Below are 23324 nucleotides of genomic sequence, written 5' to 3' on the forward strand. Positions count from 1 at the left end.
TACCTACTATGGCTATTTACTTTCAGGTACACAGAACGTACTTATGGACACAATGGGCTAGGCAAAATTGAATTACTTTACGTTGATAAAATAAATAAACTATTCACTAAAGAATAACTTAAATTAATATATCAGGATGAGGAAATTATTCATTTTAGCAATTGTATTATGCATAGCTGTTGGCAGCTTCGCTAAAAAAACACAAGATCAACCAAATATTGTAGTACTTTTTGTTGATGATTTAGGATGGGCCGACTTAGGTTACCGCAATCCATTATTTGATACGCCCAATGTTAATAAGTTAAGTGAAGAGGGTATGGACTTTGAGCGTGCATACGTTGCAACGCCTACTTGTAGTCCCTCAAGAGCATCATTAATGACCGGGAAAGAGCCTGTACGCTTTCAAATGGTTCGTCATATTTCTGAGGAAGATAAAAAAACAGGGCGCAATGAAAATAAGTATCATTTATGGCAGAGAGATCCAGCGCAAACACCATCAATAACTCGTTTGCCACTTGAAGAAATTACCTATGCAGAGCGCTTAAAAGAGTATGGCTATTATAATATGTTTGTGGGTAAATGGCATTTAGGTCACGAAGAATATCACCCAATACACCAAGGTTTCGATGAGCAATTTGGAACAAGTAATCATGGTCATCCAACTTCTTATTACGAGCCTTATTTCAGATACGCTAGTCCATTTGAAGAAGGTCAATTTCCAAAGGACAAATATTTAACTGATATATTAACTGATAAAGCAGTTGACTTAATAAAGAACTACAAAAAGAAACAACCATTTATGCTTAATTTATGGTATTACGATGTTCATGGTCCGCATATTGGAAAAAAGGAATTAATTGAAAAGTATGAAGCAAAAGGTATGGAAAAGCGTTTTGCAAATTATGGAGCTATGGTTGAGGCTATGGATCAATCAGTAGGGCGAGTGCGTGCCGCATTAGAAGAAAAAGGAATTGCAGATAATACAGTTATTTTATTTACTTCAGATCAAGGAGGATACTTTACAAATTACCCTTTGAGAGGTAAAAAGAATGGTGGTAACACACTTGGTGAAGGTGGCGCACGTGTTCCTTTTATTATTTATTATCCAGGAGTTACTAAGCCTGTAAAATGCGAGGTTCCAATTCAAACCTTAGATGTTTATTCAACATTGGTAGAAATTGCCTCAGGTAAAGATCAAAAAGATCCTCAAGTAAATGGTGTTAGTTTAATGCCATTGATTAGAGGTGAAGAAGTTGCTGATAGAGATTTATTCTTTTATCGTTCTTACGAAGATCAGTACGCTGCAATAATCTCAGGCGATTGGAAGCTGATTAAGTATAGAAGCGGAAATTATGAGCTTTTTAACTTGAAAGAAGATGTTAGCGAAGTAAGTAACTTGATTTTTGTTAACCCTAAAATTGCGAATCCACTAAAAAAGAAGTTGCAAGATTGGGAAGATGAGGCAGTTCCTAAAAATCCTAAAGTAAGTTTCTAGAGTTTTTTAAATAATTAAAGCCTAGGTTGTTATTAACAGCTTAGGCTTTTCTGTATAGCAGAAAAGAATACACATTATAATTTATAAACCGATGAAGAAAAGTCTAATAGTTCTATCCTTTCTTTTAGCTGCAGTTTTAAATATGTCAGCTAAAAATCAACCTAATATCATTTGGATTATGGCTGAGGATATGAGTATCGATTTAGAGTGTTACGGCATGAAAGCTGTAAAGACACCAAATTTAAATAAGCTTGCAGAACAAGGTGTACGTTTTGATGAGTGTTTTGTAACCAACCCTATTTGTTCGCCTAGTCGTTCAGCTATGATGGTTGGTACGCACCAAGTGAGAATAAATGCCGGAAATCACAGAAGTAACAGAAATGTACCTTTGGATGAGCAGTTCAAGCCATTTACATATCATCTGCGTAAAGCAGGATACACTTGCATTTTAGGTCACCATAGTGTGATGAAGAATGGACGCAAAATAGATTGTAATTTTAAAACTGAAGCCTTAGGTGAGTGGGATGGTAAATCAAAATTCGGACTTTTTGATAAGTATGATAATTTTGAAGCACAAGATCAGCCTTTCTATGCTCATATTCAGTTAGTAGTTACACATCGTGGCGATTGGTGGAATGAAATCCGTGAAAAATCAGCTCATCCTGTCAATCCAGATGATGTTGAATTACCAGATTATTTGGCAGATCATCCAGTGATTAGATTAGATTGGGCTAAGTATTTAGACCAGGTAGAGTACATGGATGGCGAAGTTGGAATGATTGTGAAGGAACTTGAAGATAAAGGCCTTGCCGACAATACCATTATTGTTTTTATTGGGGATAATGGTAGATGTAACATAAAAGGAAAGGGGTATTTAAATGATCCAGGTTTACATATTCCTTTTATTGCATATAATCCTAAAGGTTTACCCGGAAAAAAAGTGCGTAAAGATGTAGTTTCAGCAACAGACATTACTGCAACTGTTTTGGATTGGGCAGGGGTAGAAATTCCTGATTATATGACAGGGATGCCTGTTTTTGATAAGAAATTTAAGCGCGAGTATTCCTATGGTGCCCGAGATCTTTGGGATGAGGTGGAAGAAAAAATGAGATCAATTACCGATGGTGAATGGAAGTATATTAGAAATGATAAAACCGACTTAGCGTGGGATGCACACCAAGCTTATCTTGAGTTTTATCGCCCAGCAGTGCATATTATGCGCGAATTGAATAAAGAAGGAAAACTTACTAAAACGCAACAATTCTTCTTTAATTCAACAAAGCCAAAAGAAGAGTTGTACAACCTTAAGAATGATCCTCAAGAACTAGTTAACCTCGCGAATAATCCTGAATATGCAAAGCAGTTGAGTAAAATGCGAAAAGCTACGGAAGAATTCGACTCAGAGTACGTACCCGTTAATAATATTTACGAACCTATTGCTCCTGTATCAGTAGATGTTTTAGAATGGCTTAAGACAGAAAAACCAGACGCTTATGAACAAATGCTGGCAGGAGTTGAGATTGGTTTTAAGAAGTATACAACCGAATATAAAAAGGCCATGAAGGCAAAGAAGAAAAAATAATACCAAATGCATTATTGAATGAATGATAAGAAATTGAATTATTTATAGATTCTACGATGAATAAAATTGAGCTATAGCCATAGCTACATTGATATTTTATGAAGCAATAGAATCTTTATAGAAACAATTTATATCAATCATTTGATGATGTTTTTGATATAAGATTATTATGGGTGAAGCATGCTATTGTTTCACCCTCGAAATTGCAATGTTTTATTGAACCTTATTATTGGCAACTACAATGTTTTTGATTTTAATAAAACATTGAATCTAAATTGATATTTATGAAAAATATTTATTTTATAATTATAGCTTTATTAATACTTCATTCATCCTGTCAAAATCCGAATGAAGCAAAACTAAACTTTAATAGTAATTGGAAATTTAAGCTACTAGACGATGCAGACTCTGAGTCATCTTTATTTAAAAGTGATTACAATGATTCTGATTGGGAAAATGTTAGCTTACCCCATACAGCTCATCTCGAACCTCTAGTGGTAAATGATCAATGGCAAGGTACATGTTGGTACAGAAAAACTTTTGAGGTGCCAGAAACTAAGGGGAAGCAGATATTTATTGAGCTTGAAGCTGCGATGAATCATTCTAAAATTTGGGTGAATGGTGAGCTGCTGACTGTTCATCAGGGAGGTTACCTTCCTGTTGTTATTGATGTTACTAAGTATGTTAGAAAAGGGAAGTCTAACTTAATTGCAGTACGACTAAATAATACAGACAATGCCATAACAGGGCCTAAGCCACTTGCTAAGCTTGATTTTAATATGTACGGCGGGCTATATCGTAATGCTTGGTTAATCACTAAAAAGAAGGTGCATATCTCACATCCTATTTTAGCAGATAAAGTAGCAGGAGGTGGAATATTTATCACAACACCAGAAGTTTCTTCCGATAGGTCATCTGTAAACATAAAAACGCACATTAATAATGAAAGTTATCACGATAAAGAGGTAGCTCTTGAGCATGTTATATCTTTTAATGGAGAAAAGATTCAAACTCAGTTCGCTTCGAGTCAAAGTATAGGATCTAAAAAATCTGTTGAGTTCGTTGAGCAGTTTTGTATTGAAGAGCCAGCTCTATGGTCGCCTGACGAACCAAATTTATATACAGTGCATACCAAAGTTTTGATTGCCGGAAATATTGTTGATGAAGAAATAAATCGTTTTGGAATAAGAAAATTTGAGTTTAAAGAAAATCGATTGTATATAAATGGTGTTGAAACCTACTTAAGGGGAGTAAATAGGCACCAAGAATATCCATTTATTGGGTATGCCTTATCAGACAATGCCCAATTTCGAGATGCTAAAAAAATTAAGGATGCAGGTTTTAATTGTATTCGTCTATCTCACTATCCACATTCTTCCGCATTTATGGATGCATGTGACGAGCTTGGTTTAATTACCATTGATGCTATTTTAGGTTGGCAATATTATCTCGATAGTGATTCATTCAGAGAATATTGTTACCGTTCAGCAACTGAATTGGTGCGCAGAGATCGTAATCACCCATCGGTTCTATCATGGGAGGTATCTCTTAATGAAACTAAGATGCCCGTATTTTTCATGCAAAAACTACACAATATTGTACACGCTGAGTATCCATCCGCTTTAACGTATTCTTGTGGTTGGATGAATGATGTTTATGATATCTACTTTCAGGCTCGTCAGCACAGAATAATGCATCATTACGATTCAATTCAGGCTAAACCTTATTTTGTGTCAGAATACGGAGATTGGGAATATCACTCTAAAAACCCAGGTTTAAACCAGCATCAATTTAATGATATTATGAGGGCCGAAAAAAGTAGCCGTCAGCTACGAGGTGATGGAGAAAAACGAATGTTACAACAAGCTACGAATTGGCAAGAAGCTTATAATGATAACCTAGCTACTGCTGCTTTTGGCGATGGTTATTGGGTAATGTATGATTACAATAGAGGATATCATGATAATATTGAATCATCAGGTGTAATGGATATATTTCGTTTGCCAAAGTTTGGATTCTCATTTTATCAGAGTCAGAGGGATGTAAGTGATACAATAATATTAGATATTGCTAGTTATTGGAACGAAGAATCTCCTTTAGATCTAAAAGTTTATAGCAATTGCGATGAGGTTGCACTTTATTTAAATAATGAACTTATAGCAAAACAATTGCCTGATGCTGATAGTATCACAAAAAACTTAAACCATCCGCCTTTTACATTTAATTTAGGGGCGTTTAAACCCGGAGTGTTGCGTGCAGAGGGGTATCTAACTGAGCAAAAAGTCGCTGACAATATAGTACAAACACCTGGTAAAGCTACGGCTTTAAAAATTTGGGTTGACGAAAGTGGTAAAGCACCTCAAGCCAACTTAAATGATGTTGTATTTTTATACGTTGCAGCAGTTGATGCCAATGGTACTATCGTGCCTAACTTTGAAGGAGAATTGCATATCGACACAAATGCTGACGTCAAGGTTTTAAATGTTGGACCTATTATTTGTGAAGCTGGAATAGCCACAGCCTTAGTTAGAGTGGGAGATGAATCTGGTGAGGTATCTATTGATGCAATGCTAAATAATCTAAGAGCAGATTTTGCATTTGAAATAAAAGAGTAATAAAATAAATTACGGATTATATACCTGTTTTTAATTTCGAAATGAAATTAGGGACAGGTATTTTTTTTAATAATCAATGTTTTCAGTTGCTTATCTGTATAAAAGCAAAAAATGACGTTTTTAGTCAGAAATGATTCTTAAATTGAGTTATGTTAATAAGTTATCATTAGTATATAGGTAGTTATTGTTAAATTGTATGAACCTTGATGGTTTTTGTAATTATTGTCCTGATGAATGGTGCAATTTTATGGATGAAATTATCATATTTATAAATATGGATCAATCTGTATGTGTTTTTATTTGTTAAAATTGATGTTGTTTAAGTGGTCTTAAGTCTTATTAAATAGGGAGTTAGTTTTTGTTATTTTTAAATTTTATTGAATATATATAATGTGTTGGGTTTCAATACTTGCCTTGTGAAAGGTTAATTATTTTCATTTAGTTTTATATTACTCCATGAATTACCAGCTTGTATTATATTCTTTCTGTATTTATTTTTGCAAGCAATATTAAACATAACAAAAGAAATTTAAACCATGAACAAGTTGAAATCATTTATTCCGATGAGTGCTTTAGCACTAGGCCTATTATTCACAAATTGTGTTGATAATACAGAGTCTGATGGAGTAAACGCTATGAGAGTTGCACAAGCTGATTTAATTACAGCAAAAGCTGAATCAGAACGATTAAAAGCGGAAGCTGATGCTGCATTAGCAAGCGCAAATGCAGAGCTAGCCCAAGCTACTTTACAGAATGTATTATTAGAAAACCAAATTAAAGAAATTGAGCTTAAAACAAAACAGTTAGAGTTAGATTTAGCTAGTGCCGAGACTGAAGCAGAGATTGCTCTAATAGAAATGCAATTAGAGGTTCAAAAAGCAGAACAACAAGCACTTTTAGTAGAGGCTAATGCAGCTATAGAAAAAGCAACTAATGAGGCAAATATCGCACTTTTAGAAGCTGAAGAAAAGATGATTGCAGCTACAACTTCATTAGAAGTAGCAATTGCAGCTGCTAGTGTTGAGAATAGAGAGGCTTTAACTTTATTAAAAGATGAATATGCTGGATTCTTAGGTGATATCGTAAATAAACAAAATGAAATTATTGGTGTAGAAACTGAATTAGCTTACTATGCGATATATGAAGGTTTTGGTCTATCTAGTGAGCAAGATAAAAAAATAATCGAGCTAAATAAAGCGGAATTAGAAGGTAGAAAAGAAATTATTGAAGCATGGATTGTTGATTATGAAGCTATTAATGTTTCTAATGATAACGAACAGCTTTATTTAGCTGCTAGAGTTGATTCAATCGATTTTGAGAACCAGATTCTTAAATTAGAAGAGGAGAAAGTATTATTACAGAATTCAGCTGACAAAGCGGAAGATGATAAAGATAATGCATCTGACGCAATGGATGACTTAGAAGATGCAATGGATGAAGCAAATGATCTATATTATGTAGCTAAAGCAAATCAAGATTATGTAACTGATTTAGGCAATACTACAGATGTTAAATCTGTTTCTTTATCAAGTCTTAAGGATGAAGATGGAGAAACATTTGATTTTGTTTTAATGTTAGATTATCAATTAAATGATTATGTAAATGGCTTAAGCACAATTTATAGCTTAAAATATTACGAAGATATGATTGATGCTACTTCAGGAACTGATGATGAGGCTGATTATATCGCACAAAAAGCTTTTGCTGTAAAAGTTAGAGATTATTTATCTACATATTGGAGTGTTTCAGATCGCAAAGCTACTTATGATGTAGCACGACAAGATTATTTAGATGCTGCTACTGCTTATACTCAAGCAGTTCAATTATATGAAGATGCTAATGATGCAGTTGCTGATAAGGGAACAGAAATTTCTTTAGTTAAGGATAATCATAATTACAACAACGAATATATAGACGCACTATATGGTACAAAAGAAAATGTTGAAGAATTAATTCGTGATGCAAAAGAAGATTTAATTGATGTTGAAGAGCAATTACAGGCTATTGAAATAAATGCAATAGAATGGGCAGCATTAACTCAAACTAAAGAAATAGAACTTGCTACTTTAAAGGTAGAGCTTGAGGTTTTAGAAAATCAAGCAGCAAGTGTTAAAGCTGAAATTGATGATCTTTTAAGTTTATAATGATTGATATTATTGGGACTATGATTCTTAGTCCCAATACAATAATGTTCTACACAAATAGAACCACGATTGAATTGTAATAGGTTCAATCGTGAAATAATTAATCATTTAATACCTAGTGCTTTTGTAGTGAGGGTAAAATAAATTTTAGATTATGAATTTCATTAAAAAAATAGGTATTTCAAGTATGGCTTTAATGCTATCTGTTTCTGCTTTTGCTCAGGACTATGGTATTAAAGCAGGCGATAAAATAATTTCGCTTAACTTGGGTAGCAAAGTAAATTACGGCTATGTAAGCGAATATGACGTTAACAGAACCGTTAATAATTACGATAATACAGGTTATTTATCTCAACCAACTTATATAAGTAGTTATACTAACGATGTATCTAATGCTATTGGTGTTGAGTTTAAGTATTTTGTAACGTCGCAAATTGCAGTTAGATTAAGTGGTGCTGGAATGATTTCAAGTGCTCCTTCTCAAGATTATATTGAAGGTATTGATGATTTAACTGGTTCTAATGACCCGAGTGCAAGTGTGCCTTCGTATGCAATGACAGAAGGAAGAAACACACAAAATTACTATGTTGATTTAGGGGCTGATTATTATTTTGTAACAGGTATTGATCGCTTAAATCCTTATATCGGAATTCAAGGTAATTTTATCTACGGTTCATTAGAATTAACAGATGGATATAGAGGTCTTGATGATAATGGTGAAGTACTACCAACTTATGATACTCGCCAAGGTGAATCGTATGGGTTTGGAGGTAGTTTAGTTGGAGGTGTAGATTATTATTTGGCTCCAGGTTTTTTCTTAGGAGTTGAAATTAAAGCAGCTTCTTACCTACAAACTACTAAGAATATTTATCACCAAACAGGATTAGAAGCTCAAAGTACTTATTCGCATAATACATCTTTTTTAACGCAGCCTTTAATTAAAGTGGGTTTTAAGTTTTAGAGGTATTGTAATGCATAAATATAAAAGGCTGCAAGAATTAATCTTGCAGCCTTTTTCTGTAAATACCTCTTTCGGTATTTAATATTTTAAATAAGGAGAAGCTTAGTCTTCCTTCTCCTCTGTTTTTGCTTCTACAGCATCAAAGTTTAATAACTCTTTTTCCTGAAGTAAGTTATACCACATAATTACCTTTTTCATATCAGAAACATAAACTCTATCCTGATCGTAATCTGGTAAAATTTCAGAAAAATAGGCTTTTAGTTCTTTAGCCGATACTTTATGGCTAATTGATGCTCCACCATTTTCTTTATCAGAGATGTTTTTAAAAACATCAGCTAACTTAACATCAGCTTCCTCAGTAAAAATAGAAATATCTTCTAGTGCACTGATTCTTGATGTTGCGTAAGCTGGCATTCTTTTGCCATCAAGCAATGACTCAACAATAATGCTATTTTTTGCTTGTGATACTAACTTAAATAATCCTCCTTGCCCTGATACTGCAAGAACTCCCTTTAACATTTCACTCATGTTTATTATTTTATTAAGGGTAATACCTCTTAATTATTCAACTTTATTAATTGCTGCAAAAATAGAAGTTTTATAAAACAATGTGCAATTTTTTAGGTTTAAAACTTAAAAAATATGAGATATGATATTTGGTACAATTATCTGATACCTCTCTCTTTTTTAATTTGCTCAAAAGCTTCATTCACCTTTTGAAACTTCTCTTTAGCTGATTGTTGAAATTCCTCACCCAAGTGAGCTACCTTATCAGGATGAAATTTAACCGCCATCTTTCTGTAAGCTTTCTTCACTTCATCGTCAGAAACACTCGCTGCTATTTCAAGTACCTTATATGCGCTATCTACATTTTTGTAATACATAGCCTCAATAGAGTTGTAATCGGGCAAAGAAATGAGAAGCATTCTTGCGATAAACGCGATTTCATTTCTTTCACTCTCTGGAATATTACCGTCAGAACTTGCTACGCCAAATAGCATATGAACAAGTTGAACTCTTGAATCATAATCAACATGATTCGCTATTTGGTTACAAACTTGTCTTGTATCAATGTCTTGTTTTAATATCTCACGTAATGATAACAATGCATCAGAGGCGTGTGATTCTCCAAGCGAACGAACTAAGTATAGTTTTACATAGTCAAGTTCTGCTTTTACAACTTTACCATCGGCTTTCATAACAGCTGCCATCAAAACTAAAAGTGATGCAACAAATCCATCTCGTGGGTTGCCTTCATATTGTTCTGCTTCGCGCTCGTCAAATTCAATTGATCCAAAAACTAAACCAAGTAATGCGCCAACGGGTCCTAATAACCACCATCCTAATCCAGCTCCAAGTAGTGAGCTTCCAGATAATCTAAATTTCTTCATTATTTTCTTAATCTTTTATCTATTTCTAATATTTGAGGAATTACAAGATGCGTATCATCGGCATAAATAACTTCATCAGCACGTGCAATTTTTTCGGCATCGTTCATCTGATTATTTATTCTATCAAGTATTTCTTCTTTACTAATTCCATCGCGCTCAATAACGCGCTTTACTCGTATCTCAATGGGCGCAGTTACGGTTATTATTTTGTCTACGGTTTTGTATGCTCCACTTTCAAAAAGAATAGCTGCCTCTTTAAGAATATACGGAGCTGTTTGTTGCTGATACCACTTTTTAAAATGTAATGCAACAGCAGGGTGGGTAACCTTATTTAGTTGATCTAATTTTTGCTTATCCTTAAAAACTATATTTGAGATAAAAGGGCGGTTTAATTTGCCATCGGCATAACTATTCGCTCCAAAAAGTGTTTTTATTTGGCTAATAATTGTATAGTCTTTATCGATTAGATTTCTAGCTTCTAAATCAGAATAATATACAGGTATCCCTAATGATTCAAATATCCTACATACAGTAGTTTTTCCGCTACCTATGCCACCGGTAATTCCAACTTTTAACATTATTTTTTCTCAAATAAACATTCAACAAACAGAGGAGAATAATTAACTGTGTTAATCCATTTGGGTTGCCTTAGCAATCTAACTTTTAATTTATCAGGTAAACCTTCGCCGGTAAAATTATCATAATCAATAACTGCATGAAACAGAACGTCATCAATTTGATTAAATTTACTCGCCGGAACTCTACAACTTAAGTTTATTTTTGCAGGAAATGTTCTCACCTTTAAGCTGTCGGGTAGGTTAATAGCTAATACAGGTATACTTATCTTCTTTTCAGTGAAGGGTTCAATAGGTAAATTTAAATTAACTTTTTCAGGATTTAGAATTACATTTTTAATTGGCCTAATCGCAACAAACTCATCAATAGAATCTTTTAGGTTAGCGAAATCCTTAGGAATAAGTTCAACGAATTTAAGTGTGTCTATTATTGAAGAAGGTCCAGACACTTCAATTCTTTCTGGATCTATGTCAACATTTCCTGAAGGATAATACTCTGCTGCATATGTAAATGTTGATTGGTGTTTAACAGGAACAATTTTCCGTTGCTTTTTATCAAGTGAAACGGAAAGGGTATCCGGAAAGATTTCGATTAATTCAATATTATTGGCTAGGCGCGATGATACAGCATTAAGGTATTCGCGTGATAACACGTAAGCAAATTGACTTTCGCCTTCTGATTTTAATTTGAAATTTGAAACACTTAAGAATAGCGGTGCTTCATCTTTACCAAAATAGTAGGGGAGTAAAGAGTATCCTTGAGCACGGATTTTTAATTGTAATCTATCATCGGTAGTGCCATGTAAAATATAATCATCAGGTAAGTTCGAATATTTAATAGGATACGAAATATTCGTTACATATTCTTTACGTAATGCATTTAAGAACCATAATGCAGTGGCAATTAAGAAAAATATGAGGTAAATAAATAGGTCTCTATTTTCTTTTATCTTCTTTAAAATTGAAACAAGGTATGTTCTCCAATTTTTTAATTTGTCAACATTGTGCTTCATCCTCATAAATAGTATTTATTGATGGTAATGTAAGGATGATATCTGAAATTTATAGCCATAATATTTATAATAAGAATAATTCATGGCATAAAAAAAGCCAATGACTCCATAAATTTAGTCATTGGCTTTCTAAAAAAAAATTATCGTTTCGCATTTGCGTCAGACATATCCATTATAATGGCAGATTTATCAATTTTGATAACCACACCTTTAGAAATTTCAACGTTAACATGCGCTTCTTTAATCTCTGCTACTTTACCATAAATACCACCTGTAGTAATTACTGCATCACCTTTTTTAAGTTCTTCGCGGTATTTTTTTAATTCTTTTTGACGTTTCATCTGTGGACGAATCATGAAAAAGTAAAAAACTACAATAATTAATATAAATGGCAATAATTGCATTACAACGCTTTGCCCTTCTGCTGGGGCTGCTTGTAATAAAAACGACTGTAAGTTCATTTCAAAAAATTTAGTTTAATTTATAACATTAGCCGATATGACCAACTCAATAAATTGATTGGGTATATTGGCCTCTACTTTGATTATTTTGTATTGCTTGCCTGAGAAACCCTTGCTGTTAAATCGTATTTCAATTTCACCTTCTTCCCCTGGTAATACAGGTTCTTTTGTGTAATTGACTGTTGTACAACCGCAGCCTGGTTTAACGTTATTAATTAGCAATGGTGTTTCCCCTGTATTCGTATACTTAAAATAACATCCCACAATTTCACCATTCTTTATTGAATTGAAATTATGTAACTCTTTATCAAACTTAATTTTTGTTTGGTTTTGAATTGACTTTGTAGCTATTTTATTCTGTTCCTTAGCACTAGTTCCGCACGAAATTAGCACTAAGCTTAGAAGAAATACAATTAAGGTTCGCACAATAATAGTTATTTATTATCAATTAATCCTCTACCGGCTTTTTTAACTTTGCCATCAGCTTCTAATTCTTGTAAAGCTTTATCGAGAATACCGTTAATAAAAACGTTACTTTTATCTGTGGAGTAGTGTTTTGCAATTTCTAGATACTCGTTGATAGAAACTTTTAATGGAATGTTGGTAAATTCAACAATCTCTGCTAAAGCAATTTCCATAAGTACAATATCCATAAAGGCTACACGCTCTACATCCCAGTTTTTTGAGTGTTTTTTAATAAGTGTATGGTAATCTGAATGGTTTACAGCTGATTTTCTGAATAATCTTTTTACAAAGTCTTCATCGTCATCATCTTTAAATTGTCCCATTAAGCTAATGGATTCATCACCTTCATTTATGCCTTTTATGGTTTTAACAACCATACTCAAAACAAATTCAACCTCATCATTCCAATAGATACTTTGCTCTTCGAATGTTGGATAAATTGGCTCAAAATATGCAATTACCTTTTCAAGAAGACGAGCTGCAAATTTTTTGTCAGCTTCAAAAGAATCTTCCTCAGCATTCATGTAATCCTTATATTGAGTAGACTCCAGAATATGGTTATAAAGGTTTTTTACAATGTCTTTATAATTAACCCAATTATTCCCGTTGTTATTAACAAACTTCACAACAGCTTCACTATCGATAAATTTTGCTAAAACTCTGTTGTTTACAAAACGCATGTTTGGATTTAACTCCGCTTCACTTGGCATTTTTTTATTCTTACCAAACTCAATTCGTCCTACTGCATATTCTCTTATTTCAAGTAATAATAAGATATATAGGAAATAAAGATCATGAGATTTTGAGATACTATGAAATAACTCCTTTTCGGAGTTTTGAATTGAGGTATCGCCATTTTTATAATGTGCATAGAGCACTTGCATAACCTTAACTCGGAGTAGCCTTCTGTTTAGCATTCTGTAAAGAACTTTAGTTTTATAATATATGCCGCAAAAATAGGTCTTTTTTCATACCAATCCATAAAACAATTCTATTTTTTCAGCATTTTAACAGCTCTTAAGTAAGCTAAAAATATGCCAAAAGTGAATATTAGTAATATTTAATTATTATTGAGCTAACTATTATGCTTAAAAGCATTACGTTAAAATGTGGAGTAGTAGAATAAGAACATTAACTATTGATGCATGTAGCTTATAATATATAATCAAGAAGTGGATTAAATCTTCAATTTATAAGAAGTCTTCCTATGAAATACTGCTTTTTGTTAAATTATCTTTAGATTAATTCATAAATATTTCCCACTTTTGAGATATAATTAAACTCAGATAATTAAAACCCTACAATTTTTTGACGATGGATGGATATGTGAATAAAGAAGGCAATGAAAGAACCGATAAGGAAGAAATTTTTTCAAAAGCCGTCCGTGCTGGTAAAAGAACCTATTTTTTTGATGTAAAGGCTACTCGCAAAAACGATTATTACCTTACAGTTACTGAAAGTAAAAAACGTTTTGGCCAAGATGGCAAGCACTACTTTGAGAAACACAAAATATTTCTTTACAAAGAAGACTTTGATAAGTTTGCTGATGGCCTAGAGGAGGTTGTTTCTTTCATTAGAACTAAGCAAGCTGAAGAAAATAATGAGACTATTGGCGAAACCAAAGCTACCAACGATTATACAAATGTTGAATTTGAAGATTTAGTAAGCCAATAGTATTGATAAAATATAGGAGGTAATAATTTGCAATCTGTTGCTATAAATCTTCAGAAAAGATTACCTCCTTGCTAGATTGTGGTATTTCAATAATGATGTAAGGACTTGTCATGACAGTCATTACTATACCTTCAGGTTTGTCAATATGATACTTAATTGTTATAGAATTATCTGTTTTGATAATTGTATCTACAATAACCTTGTATCCACTTGATGGTTTCTTCCCGATGAATATCTCAGCTAGCATAGTTGTTTTAAAATCAATAGTATCAATATTAAACTCGTCTAATGATTTAATTGGATGCTCATTTTTATTTCTAACAATATAGGTGCTTTTTTCATTAACCTGCGAAAAGTCACCCTGAGCATTTACCTTATATTCAACAGCCGTTGGTTTATTTGAGGTATTCTTGCTTAAACTACATGATGCTAGTATCACTGTTATTAGCAATGCTATTTTTAACCTTAACATTTTCATTTTAAATGTGTTTGTTAATTATTATATGTATACTTTATTTAACTCTATAATCTTGGATGGTTTTAAAACCATTTAAGAATTCTTTAGTGTTCATTCTTTTCTTCCCTGAAATTTGCAAGGACTTAATACTTAGTGCGCCTCCGTTGCCATTTATGATTATGGATTGTTTTCCATCAGAAGTAATCTCACCAATAATGTTTTCAGACTCTATAATCTCAGTATCAAATATTTTAAGGGTAGTTGTAGTGCCATCCGTGTGGGTAAGTTCTGTCCAAGCAGCAGGGTAGGGACTTAATCCTCTAATTTTGTTGTACACACTCTTAATTGGTTCTGACCAATCGATTTTACAATCATCCTTAAAAATTTTAGGGGCTGGATTCAGAATTACATCATCCTTGAAATATTCTGATTGAGGCTTGGTTTCTGCAGTGCCATTGCAAATTTTTGCGACAGTTTCAAGAACAAGATCGGCTCCTAATACCATCATTTTATCATGAACAATACCTGCATTATCATTTTCAGAGATTGGCATTGTTTTTTGATCTATAATGTTACCTGTGTCAATTTCATGTTGCAAAAAGAAGGTAGTAACGCCGGTTTCTTTGTCGCCATTAATTACAGCCCAGTTAATTGGAGCAGCACCACGGTATTGCGGTAAAAGAGATCCATGTAAATTAAATGATCCTAATTTAGGCATATTCCATACAACTTCAGGTAGCATTCTAAATGCTACAATTATTTGCAAATCGGCATTTAAAGCTTTAAGTTCTTTTAGGAATGTTTCATCCTTGAGTTTTTCTGGTTGCAGAACTAGGATGTTATTTTTAACCGCAAAATCTTTTACAGGTGAGGTTCTTATTTTCTGACCCCTACCAGCTTTTTTATCAGCTACAGTTACTACGCCAACAACGTTATATTTATTTTCAACAAGTTCTTTAAGGCTTTCTACGGCAAAATCAGGTGTTCCCATGAACACGATTCTCAACTTTTCTTTACTTATCATCTTTTTTCTTTAATACTTATTGTAATTGATTATTCCCTTTTTGATGTTTTGGGTGATACGGACAGTTCCTGCAGCCGTTACCACAACAATAGCCTCTTTCAGTAAGGTGTTTTTTTGTCATAATCCTAAATCCACGAGGATCCATAGTAAAGTCTACTCCTTCTTTTAAGGGTTCTGGATTGTAATAATCATCAATGTAATTCGTCATTGTATAAAATGAGTTATGCAATTTTTATCTTGTACTTAAATTAAGTTATAAAGTTTGAATTGATTTAATAAAGTAACAAAGATAGTTTTTACAAATATATTGCTAACCTTTTTCATTATAGTGTTGCATAAATTGGACCCTAGAGTGAGCTGCTTGATTTATGTTAACATCTTGGCTTAGGATTCCTCTAAAATCGTTAATTGTAGAATAGTTATGTTCCTTCATCCAGGTTTCGAGCTCGAATCGCATTTTTCCAAGGTGTTCAAATCCGTTTTTATATAGTACGCTTGCTATATGTACTGTTTTAGCGCCAGCTAATAGCATTTTAATTAATACTTCGGAGTTATGTATACCAGTTGATGCAGATAGGTCGCAATGTGCTCTTTTAGATAAAACCCCGATGCTGCGTAATGGTAAGCTGTAATCATTTTCTGAGCTATATTTATGGTCGTCTATAAGTTTAACCTTATTGATATCTATATCAGGAGAGTAGAATTTATTAAACAAAACCATACCATCGATTTCAGTTTCTGATAGTTTTGTTAGTGTGCTCGTTATTTCTGAGAAAAAGGGGCTTATTTTTATTGCTATAGGGATTGTTATGTGTTTTTTAACCGCCTCAATAATTTTGTAATACATTTCAATACTTTGGTTAGTTTTATAGTTGGGGTCGTAGGTATTGATTGAGATATTTAGCTCTAGTCCATCGGCACCTGATTTTTGTATGAGTTCGGTAAAGTATGGCCAGTAGTCTGATGATATGCAATTGATGCTTGCTATTATTGGAATTTTTAGTCGTTTCTTGCAGTTCGTGATTAAACTTAAATAACTTGTTAATGTATCTTCAACATTAATGTTTTTATAGAAGTTCATCGATTCAGTTTGAACATTATTTTTAAGAGATATATCTCTAAAATTCTGTTTTAATTCTGTAACTATTTCTTCTTCGTATAAAGATTGTAAAACTACTGCACCAACACCATTTTCTGCTAGTTTTATAATATTATCTAATGAGTTTGTTAAACCAGAACTACTTGCTATTATCGGATTACTTAATGTTAATCCCATGTATTTTAGAGATAAATCTATCATGGCCTGTTTATTTATGGGTAAGTAAAAATACATTACATTTGTCGGATCTTTAAGGTAGATAATAAATTAGTTATTAGCCACTTTTATTCAAAATAAGTATAATGAGGATTGTTTATAATGTTCTGGGAATCATGAGTGGTACATCTTTGGATGGTGTAGATTTAGCTCTTTGTAAATTTGTATATTTAAATGGAGATTGGAGTTTTTCAGTAACGAAAAGTGCTTCGTATGAATATCCTAAAGAGTGGGTTGAAAGACTTTCTTTTGCTCAAAATTTAAACGCATATCATTTTGTTAAATTGCATCGGGAGTATGGGGTGTATATTGGAAAGCTAGTAAACAAATTTGTCTCTAGAGAAAAGGTTGATTTTATATCGAGCCATGGTCATACTGTATTTCATGAGCCAGAGAATAATGTGTGCTTTCAAATAGGTTGTCCAATGCAAATCGCAGCTACTACTAACCTTAAGGTAGTGGCAGATTTTCGTACTTTAGATATAGCTCTCGGAGGTCAAGGTGCACCTTTGGTACCAATTGGAGATAAGCTTTTATTTTCAGAATATGATGCTTGCGTTAATTTAGGTGGGTTTGCTAATATTTCGTTTGAGACAAATTCATTAATGTGTGCTTTTGATATTTGCCCAGTTAATATAATTTTAAATGAAATAGTTAATGAGGCTTTCAATTTAGCATATGATGATAAGGGTATGTTAGGAAAAAAAGGTATGGTTAATTCTAGCTTATTAAAAGAACTAGATGAAATTAATTTCTACTCAAAAATGCGACCCAAATCATTAGGAAGAGAGTGGGTTGAAGCTATAGTTAAACCAATATTAAAAAAATATGAGGGTATTGGATATTATGATATATTGGCTACTTTATATTATCATTTTGCCAATCAGATTGCAAAAGTGTTGAATGATAATGAAATTGAGAAGGTTTTATTTACCGGAGGAGGAACGTTTAATACTTACCTAATTGAACTGATACAAGGTATGACAAAGTGTGAGCTTACAATTCCTTCACAAGAGATTATAGAATTTAAAGAAGCAATAATCTTTGGTTTTTTAGGCGTATTGCAGCAGGAGGGTGAAGTGAATTGTTTAAAATCGGTAACGGGTGCTCGTAAAGATAATTGTGGAGGAAGCGTAACGAATTAGCTTCCTCCATATATTTTTAAAGTATTATTTACTTTTATATTTAAAGAACTCGAGTTGATGTCCCATGCGTTCTTTTTTTGTTTTCATGTAAAACTCATTGTGCTCGTTTGGCTCAATCTCGATAGGTACATTTTCAACAATCTCTAAACCATATCCCTCTAAACCGATTCTTTTAATTGGATTATTAGTCATTAATCGCATTTTTTTCACACCTAATTCGCGTAAAATTTGGGCGCCAACACCGTAATCTCTTTCATCAGCATCAAAACCAAGTTGAGTGTTTGCATCTACAGTATCAAGTCCTTCTTCCTGAAGTTTATAGGCTTTCATTTTATTCATTAAGCCAATACCTCGTCCTTCTTGGTTCATGTATACTAATACACCTTTACCTTCTTCTTCAATGCTTTGTAATGCTTTTTCAAGCTGCTCGCCACATTCGCATCTTAGTGAATGAAAAATATCGCCTGTAGCACAAGAAGAATGTACTCGTACCAAAACAGGTTCATCTTCATTCCATTCACCCTTAATAAGGGCCATGTGTTCAACTCCATTAGATTTCTGGCGGAAAGGAATAAAATGGAAGTTACCTCTACGAGTAGGCATGTTTACTTTCTCACCCTTAACAACAAGGCTCTCTTGTTTTAGGCGGTAAGCAATTAGATCTTGTATAGTAATTAATTTTAAATCAAATTTCTCTGCAATTTCAACAAGCTGCGGTAGGCGAGCCATTGTGCCATCTTCATTTAAGATCTCAACCAATACTCCAACAGGCGAAAGTCCTGCTAAGCGGGCTAAATCAACAGCAGCCTCGGTATGCCCAGCTCTTCGAAGTACACCCCTATTTTTTGCTTTAAGCGGGAAAATATGACCTGGTCTACCCAAATCTTCTGGAGTAGTTTTAGGATTACTAAGAGATAATATGGTTTTTGCTCTATCTGAAGCAGATATACCTGTTGTACAGCCTTGGCCAATTAAGTCGACAGATACAGTAAAAGGAGTTGCGTGTAATGCAGTGTTTTTACCAACCATTAAATCAAGGTCTAATTCTTCTGCGCGTTCCTCGGTGATAGGAGCACAAATTAACCCTCTACCATGAGTTGCCATAAAATTAACCTTTTCAGGTGTCATTAATTCTCCGGCGGCAATAAAGTCACCTTCATTCTCTCTATCTTCGTCGTCAATTACAATAATTAACTCACCTTGTTTGATGGCCTCAATGGCGTCTTCAATACTATCTAATTTATAGGATTGATTGCTCATGGAAATATGCTTTTTAATGAATTCTTCTTTCAGAGTGCAAAGGTAATAAATAATTTACCTGTAACAATGTTTATCTATTTAGTCTTGTTTTTCTTTTTGGGCACGACCTTTTCAACATAAGGTTTAATCTTCGCATATATTTTTTGAAAGAAGATGACATAGGCATCTGAGTTTAGTATTGCACTATCTGTTGCTGCCTTGTAAGTTAAGAATACTCCTAATGGAAAAAGAACTGCAGAAGAAAGCCAAATGCCAAATACAGGAGGCCATACGCCTTCTTTACTTACCTTCAGTCCAAATGTGTCGATAATATAATAGACGATAAAAAATAAAACAGAGATAACCACAGGCATTCCCAACCCTCCTTTGCGGATTATGGCACCAAGTGGGGCACCTATAAAGAAGAAAATAAAACAGGCAAATGATAAGGTAAACTTACGATGCCATTCTATTTTATGTCTTCTTATTTTATTTTCTACACTTTCAATATGTGTTAACTGATCTTCTATAACTGTTTTAGAATCCCGAGCTCTTCGTATCGCATTTTCTAATACCATTACTTTATCTTCGGTTCTAAATTGAGTAAAGGCACTATCGCTATCAAGTGCTGCATATTCATCGAATTTAGGAAGTTTGAGTAATGTTGTATCCTTAAAGTTTGCTGAATTCTTCTGACGTTGAACTGCTCTTCTTCGTTTGCTATTTATAAAGTAGGCTCCTTCAACACGAGGCTTGAGTTGCTCCACAAACTGGTTTCGAGAATTTGTTAAAGAATCTTCATCATGAGTAAGCTGATCAAGATTCTTCATTCTATCATTACTCTTAAATCCACCTTCGTCAAATCGGTTGAAATCTAAACCATGCATTGGTATCAAGGCAACTTGTTTTCCGAAATAATCAGTTCTAAAGCTTTGCCGGTCGCGCTTGGAAATCCGCCCCCGTTTATCATCTGCTTTAGCATTATATTTGTGTCCGCTAAATAAGGTTAGCCGGAGTGACTTTTTGTCTTCTGATATTTGCATTTTACCAGAATCAGCCAAGGTAACGTTACTGTTTTTAGCCAATTTATTTCGATGATCATAAATCATAATATCATACAACATATCTGTTGTTTTTGATTTATTTTCAACTTTTATACTGAAATCAGTTATGCCGTCATAAAATATCTTTTCCTTGATGTCGAATTCAGGACTAGCCCTCCGAACCGACCATAGTAAGGAATATAGTTTTAGGTTTGCAACGGGCAGAATATTATTGGAAAATTTAAACGCACCGTAACTTACCATAACCGTGAATATAATTAATGGCAGCATTATCCGAGGTAATGAAATTCCGGATGATTTTATTGCTGTTAGCTCATAGTTTTCGCCCAAACTACCAAAAGTCATTAGTGAGGCTAATAGAATGGCTAAGGGAAGTGCTAAGGGTACAACTTGAAGTGCTGCGTATACCATAAGTTCAGCAAGGACAGACATCTCGAGGCCTTTACCAACCATGTCGTCAACATACTTCCAAAGGAATTGCATTAATAGAACAAATAAGCAAATTAAAAAGGTCATTGACAGTGGAGCCAAATAGCTTTTTAAAATAAAAACATGAAGTTTCTTCATTGTATCAATATAAATATGGCAGTTTAGTGCAAAAAAAACACCTATAAACAAAAGTAGCTTATAGGCGCAAAGTTATATGAAATATCGTAAAAATTATAGCTTCAGAAGCCAAATTGCTTAAAGAGCTACAAAACAGTTTTATACAGATCCAAGACCATGTTTTAATTGATCTACTTGTTGATTCCACAATTCTATAGAATCTTCTTTATCATCAGCCTCAGCAAAGTCAGTAATTACCAAAGCAGTATCTCCGGTTAAATCATCAACTACAATACTAAATTCAAAAAAAGTATCTTCCTCTTCATCATCCAACCAATGGAAGCGAATATATTGATTCTCTTTTTTTGATAACAATTCAGCCTCTTGTTCAGAACCATCCCAATAGAAAGTGTATTTGCTAAGTTTAACATTAACATCATCAGAAAACCATTCGGATAAACCGCTAGGTGTTGAAAGTCTATTGTATAAAATAGCAGGAGATGTTTTTATAATAAATTCGAGTTGATATTCTTCTTTTGTATCTGGCATAGTACAAGTAGTAAAAGGTTAATATGTTATTAGGCAATATAGGGTTTTTTACCTGAAAAAGAAATTTATGTAGTTCTTTAAGTACTTAAAACACTAATAACCGCGAGGTTTTTGATCTGATTTTATAAAAATGATGCTGATGTGATTTTTTAATCCGTTTAAACGAAAAATATTAATCGTACCATTATTAAATTTTGATGAAGAAAAAGCAGGCTAAAGACCTGCAATTTCTTTTATATCGTTTATAATAGTTTGAGCTAATTGATCAGCTTCATCCATAGTTGCCGCTTCAGAATAAATACGAATAATTGGTTCAGTATTCGATTTTCTTAAATGCACCCATTTATCAGCAAAGTCGATTTTAACGCCATCAATATCATTAATTTGTTCGTCGCTATATTTGTTTTTAACGTCTAATAGGATTTTATCAACATTAATCTCAGGAGTTAATTCAATCTTATTTTTTGAGATATAATACTCGGGATATGTGGCTCTTAATTCAGAACATGTTTTGCCCGATTTTGCTAAATGCGTTAAAAATAAACCGATACCAACCAAGGCATCTCTACCGTAATGAGATTCAGGATAAATAATTCCACCGTTACCTTCACCACCAATAACCGTATTGGTTTCTTTCATTTTGCTAACTACATTTACTTCTCCTACGGCCGCAGCAGCATACGATCCACCATGTTTTTCAGTAACATCGCGCAAAGCACGTGTTGATGAAAGATTAGATACAGTATTGCCTGGTTTGTTGCTTAAAATATAATCGGCAACAGCCACTAAAGTATATTCTTCGCCGAACATAGAACCATCTTCATTCACGATGGCAAGTCTATCAACATCAGGGTCAACTACGAAACCAACATCAGCTTTCTTCTCTTTTATAAGCGATGCTATTTCAGTTAAATTTTCAGGTAGTGGCTCAGGGTTGTGCGGAAACTGTCCGTTTGGTTCACAATAAAGCTCAATGGTATTTTTAACACCTAAGGCTTTTAAAAGAGGAGGAAGGTAAGTTCCACCAACAGAGTTAACACAATCTAGGGCAACAGTTAAATTTGTGTTTTTAATAGCATCAACATCCACTAATTCTAAATCGCATACATGCTGAACGTGTTTCTGAAGGTAAGAGTCGTCATTTTTCACTTCTCCTAAATCATCAACATCAACAAAAGTAAAGGATTCCGATTCTGCAATTTCTAATATTTTTTCGCCTGCCTTGCCATCTAAAAATTCCCCTTTATTATTTAATAATTTTAGGGCATTCCATTGTTTTGGGTTATGACTGGCAGTTAAAATAATACCTCCATCGGCATTTTCCCATTCAACAGCTAATTCTGTTGTAGGTGTAGTTGATAAACCTAAATTAACCACATCAGCACCCATGCCCATTAGTGTAGCCACAACAAGTCGGTCTACCATTGGGCCTGAGATACGAGCATCGCGCCCCACAACAACAGTGATTTTATCTTTACCTACATTTTGCTTTGCCCATGTTGCATAGGCAGCTGTAAATTTTACTACATCAAGAGGGCTTAAACCTTCTCCTGCTTGGCCTCCAATGGTGCCTCTAATTCCTGAAATGGATTTTATTAAAGTCATGATT

At 33.6% G+C, this 23324-nt stretch carries 22 protein-coding genes; 7 read left to right on the forward strand and 15 right to left on the reverse strand.

The features are described 5' to 3' along the window. The first annotated feature begins 136 nt into the window (after nt 1-136). From A8B35_RS01250 to A8B35_RS01270, 5 genes are all read left to right on the forward strand, one after another. The gene (locus tag A8B35_RS01250) at nt 137-1495 is read left to right on the forward strand and encodes a sulfatase (RefSeq protein WP_075601776.1); all 1359 of its coding nucleotides are present in this window, start codon (nt 137-139) and stop codon (nt 1493-1495) included. 91 nt (nt 1496-1586) lie between these two features. Continuing rightward, nucleotides 1587-3077, forward strand: coding sequence for a sulfatase family protein (locus A8B35_RS01255; RefSeq protein WP_075601777.1), 1491 nt, complete (start codon nt 1587-1589; stop codon nt 3075-3077). Between the two features lie 284 nt (nt 3078-3361). Further along, nucleotides 3362-5692, forward strand: a complete 2331-nt coding sequence (locus tag A8B35_RS01260; RefSeq protein WP_075601778.1) for a glycoside hydrolase family 2 protein — start codon at nt 3362-3364, stop codon at nt 5690-5692. Nucleotides 5693-6237: 545 nt separating this feature from the next. Then, on the forward strand, nt 6238-7836 hold the full coding sequence (locus tag A8B35_RS01265; RefSeq protein WP_139314779.1) for a coiled-coil domain-containing protein: 1599 nt from the start codon (nt 6238-6240) through the stop codon (nt 7834-7836). 154 nt (nt 7837-7990) lie between these two features. Continuing rightward, nucleotides 7991-8797, forward strand: coding sequence for a BT1926 family outer membrane beta-barrel protein (locus A8B35_RS01270; RefSeq protein ID WP_075601780.1), 807 nt, complete (start codon nt 7991-7993; stop codon nt 8795-8797). A gap of 102 nt (nt 8798-8899) precedes the next feature. On the opposite strand, the gene A8B35_RS01275 is transcribed toward A8B35_RS01270, so the two are convergent. From A8B35_RS01275 to nusB, 7 genes are all read right to left on the reverse strand, one after another. After that, nucleotides 8900-9325: a DUF5606 family protein gene (locus A8B35_RS01275; protein WP_245820760.1), complete on the reverse strand. Its 426-nt coding sequence runs from the start codon at nt 9323-9325 to the stop codon at nt 8900-8902. Between the two features lie 137 nt (nt 9326-9462). After that, on the reverse strand, nt 9463-10188 hold the full coding sequence (locus A8B35_RS01280; RefSeq protein WP_075601781.1) for a TerB family tellurite resistance protein: 726 nt from the start codon (nt 10186-10188) through the stop codon (nt 9463-9465). Then, nucleotides 10188-10766 carry a dephospho-CoA kinase gene (gene coaE / locus A8B35_RS01285; protein WP_075601782.1) on the reverse strand — a complete coding sequence of 193 codons (579 nt, stop codon included), beginning with the start codon at nt 10764-10766 and terminating at the stop codon, nt 10188-10190. The genes A8B35_RS01280 and coaE overlap by 1 nt, the downstream gene beginning before the upstream one ends. Then, entirely contained in the window at nt 10766-11782 is a 1017-nt protein-coding gene (locus tag A8B35_RS01290; RefSeq protein ID WP_083634257.1) for a CdaR family protein, read from the reverse strand. Before A8B35_RS01290 ends, coaE begins: the two co-directional genes overlap by 1 nt. Before the next feature lie 134 nt (nt 11783-11916). Beyond that, nucleotides 11917-12237, reverse strand: coding sequence for a preprotein translocase subunit YajC (gene yajC / locus A8B35_RS01295; RefSeq protein WP_075601784.1), 321 nt, complete (start codon nt 12235-12237; stop codon nt 11917-11919). A gap of 15 nt (nt 12238-12252) precedes the next feature. Continuing rightward, nucleotides 12253-12663 (reverse strand): DUF1573 domain-containing protein, encoded by a 411-nt coding sequence (locus A8B35_RS01300; protein ID WP_222844077.1) that lies wholly within the window; start codon nt 12661-12663, stop codon nt 12253-12255. An 8-nt stretch (nt 12664-12671) separates the two neighbouring features. After that, nucleotides 12672-13619: a transcription antitermination factor NusB gene (gene nusB / locus A8B35_RS01305; RefSeq protein ID WP_075601786.1), complete on the reverse strand. Its 948-nt coding sequence runs from the start codon at nt 13617-13619 to the stop codon at nt 12672-12674. 397 nt (nt 13620-14016) lie between these two features. Between nusB and A8B35_RS01310 the strand changes: the two genes are divergently transcribed. Then, complete coding sequence (locus A8B35_RS01310; protein ID WP_075601787.1) at nt 14017-14376, forward strand: DUF3276 family protein; 360 nt, start codon at nt 14017-14019, stop codon at nt 14374-14376. Between the two features lie 40 nt (nt 14377-14416). Here A8B35_RS01310 and A8B35_RS01315 read toward each other — a convergent pair whose 3' ends face one another. From A8B35_RS01315 to A8B35_RS01330, 4 genes are all read right to left on the reverse strand, one after another. Then, complete coding sequence (locus A8B35_RS01315) at nt 14417-14854, reverse strand: protease complex subunit PrcB family protein (protein ID WP_075601788.1); 438 nt, start codon at nt 14852-14854, stop codon at nt 14417-14419. Between the two features lie 34 nt (nt 14855-14888). Continuing rightward, on the reverse strand, nt 14889-15857 hold the full coding sequence (gene fmt / locus A8B35_RS01320; protein ID WP_245820761.1) for a methionyl-tRNA formyltransferase: 969 nt from the start codon (nt 15855-15857) through the stop codon (nt 14889-14891). Nucleotides 15858-15873: 16 nt separating this feature from the next. Beyond that, nucleotides 15874-16065, reverse strand: a complete 192-nt coding sequence (locus A8B35_RS01325) for a DUF5522 domain-containing protein (protein ID WP_075601789.1) — start codon at nt 16063-16065, stop codon at nt 15874-15876. A 102-nt stretch (nt 16066-16167) separates the two neighbouring features. Continuing rightward, a complete protein-coding gene (locus tag A8B35_RS01330) occupies nt 16168-17157 on the reverse strand; it encodes a dihydroorotate dehydrogenase-like protein (protein ID WP_075601790.1) in 990 nt (329 codons plus the stop codon). 101 nt (nt 17158-17258) lie between these two features. Between A8B35_RS01330 and A8B35_RS01335 the strand changes: the two genes are divergently transcribed. After that, a complete protein-coding gene (locus A8B35_RS01335; RefSeq protein WP_075601791.1) occupies nt 17259-18317 on the forward strand; it encodes an anhydro-N-acetylmuramic acid kinase in 1059 nt (352 codons plus the stop codon). A 24-nt stretch (nt 18318-18341) separates the two neighbouring features. Here the strand turns inward: A8B35_RS01335 and A8B35_RS01340 are convergent, their stop codons facing one another. The 4 genes from A8B35_RS01340 to glmM all read right to left on the reverse strand — a co-directional run bounded on the left by A8B35_RS01340 (nt 18342) and on the right by glmM (nt 23320). Further along, on the reverse strand, nt 18342-19577 hold the full coding sequence (locus tag A8B35_RS01340; protein WP_075601792.1) for a bifunctional 3,4-dihydroxy-2-butanone-4-phosphate synthase/GTP cyclohydrolase II: 1236 nt from the start codon (nt 19575-19577) through the stop codon (nt 18342-18344). A gap of 74 nt (nt 19578-19651) precedes the next feature. Next, the gene (locus A8B35_RS01345) at nt 19652-21187 is read right to left on the reverse strand and encodes an LptF/LptG family permease (protein WP_075601793.1); all 1536 of its coding nucleotides are present in this window, start codon (nt 21185-21187) and stop codon (nt 19652-19654) included. Between the two features lie 138 nt (nt 21188-21325). Continuing rightward, nucleotides 21326-21715: an START-like domain-containing protein gene (locus tag A8B35_RS01350; protein ID WP_075601794.1), complete on the reverse strand. Its 390-nt coding sequence runs from the start codon at nt 21713-21715 to the stop codon at nt 21326-21328. Nucleotides 21716-21928: 213 nt separating this feature from the next. Then, on the reverse strand, nt 21929-23320 hold the full coding sequence (gene glmM / locus A8B35_RS01355; RefSeq protein WP_075601795.1) for a phosphoglucosamine mutase: 1392 nt from the start codon (nt 23318-23320) through the stop codon (nt 21929-21931). Nucleotides 23321-23324: the final 4 nt, after the last annotated feature.

This window comes from Saccharicrinis aurantiacus (assembly GCF_001660705.2).
Taxonomy (GTDB): domain Bacteria; phylum Bacteroidota; class Bacteroidia; order Bacteroidales; family Marinilabiliaceae; genus Saccharicrinis; species Saccharicrinis aurantiacus.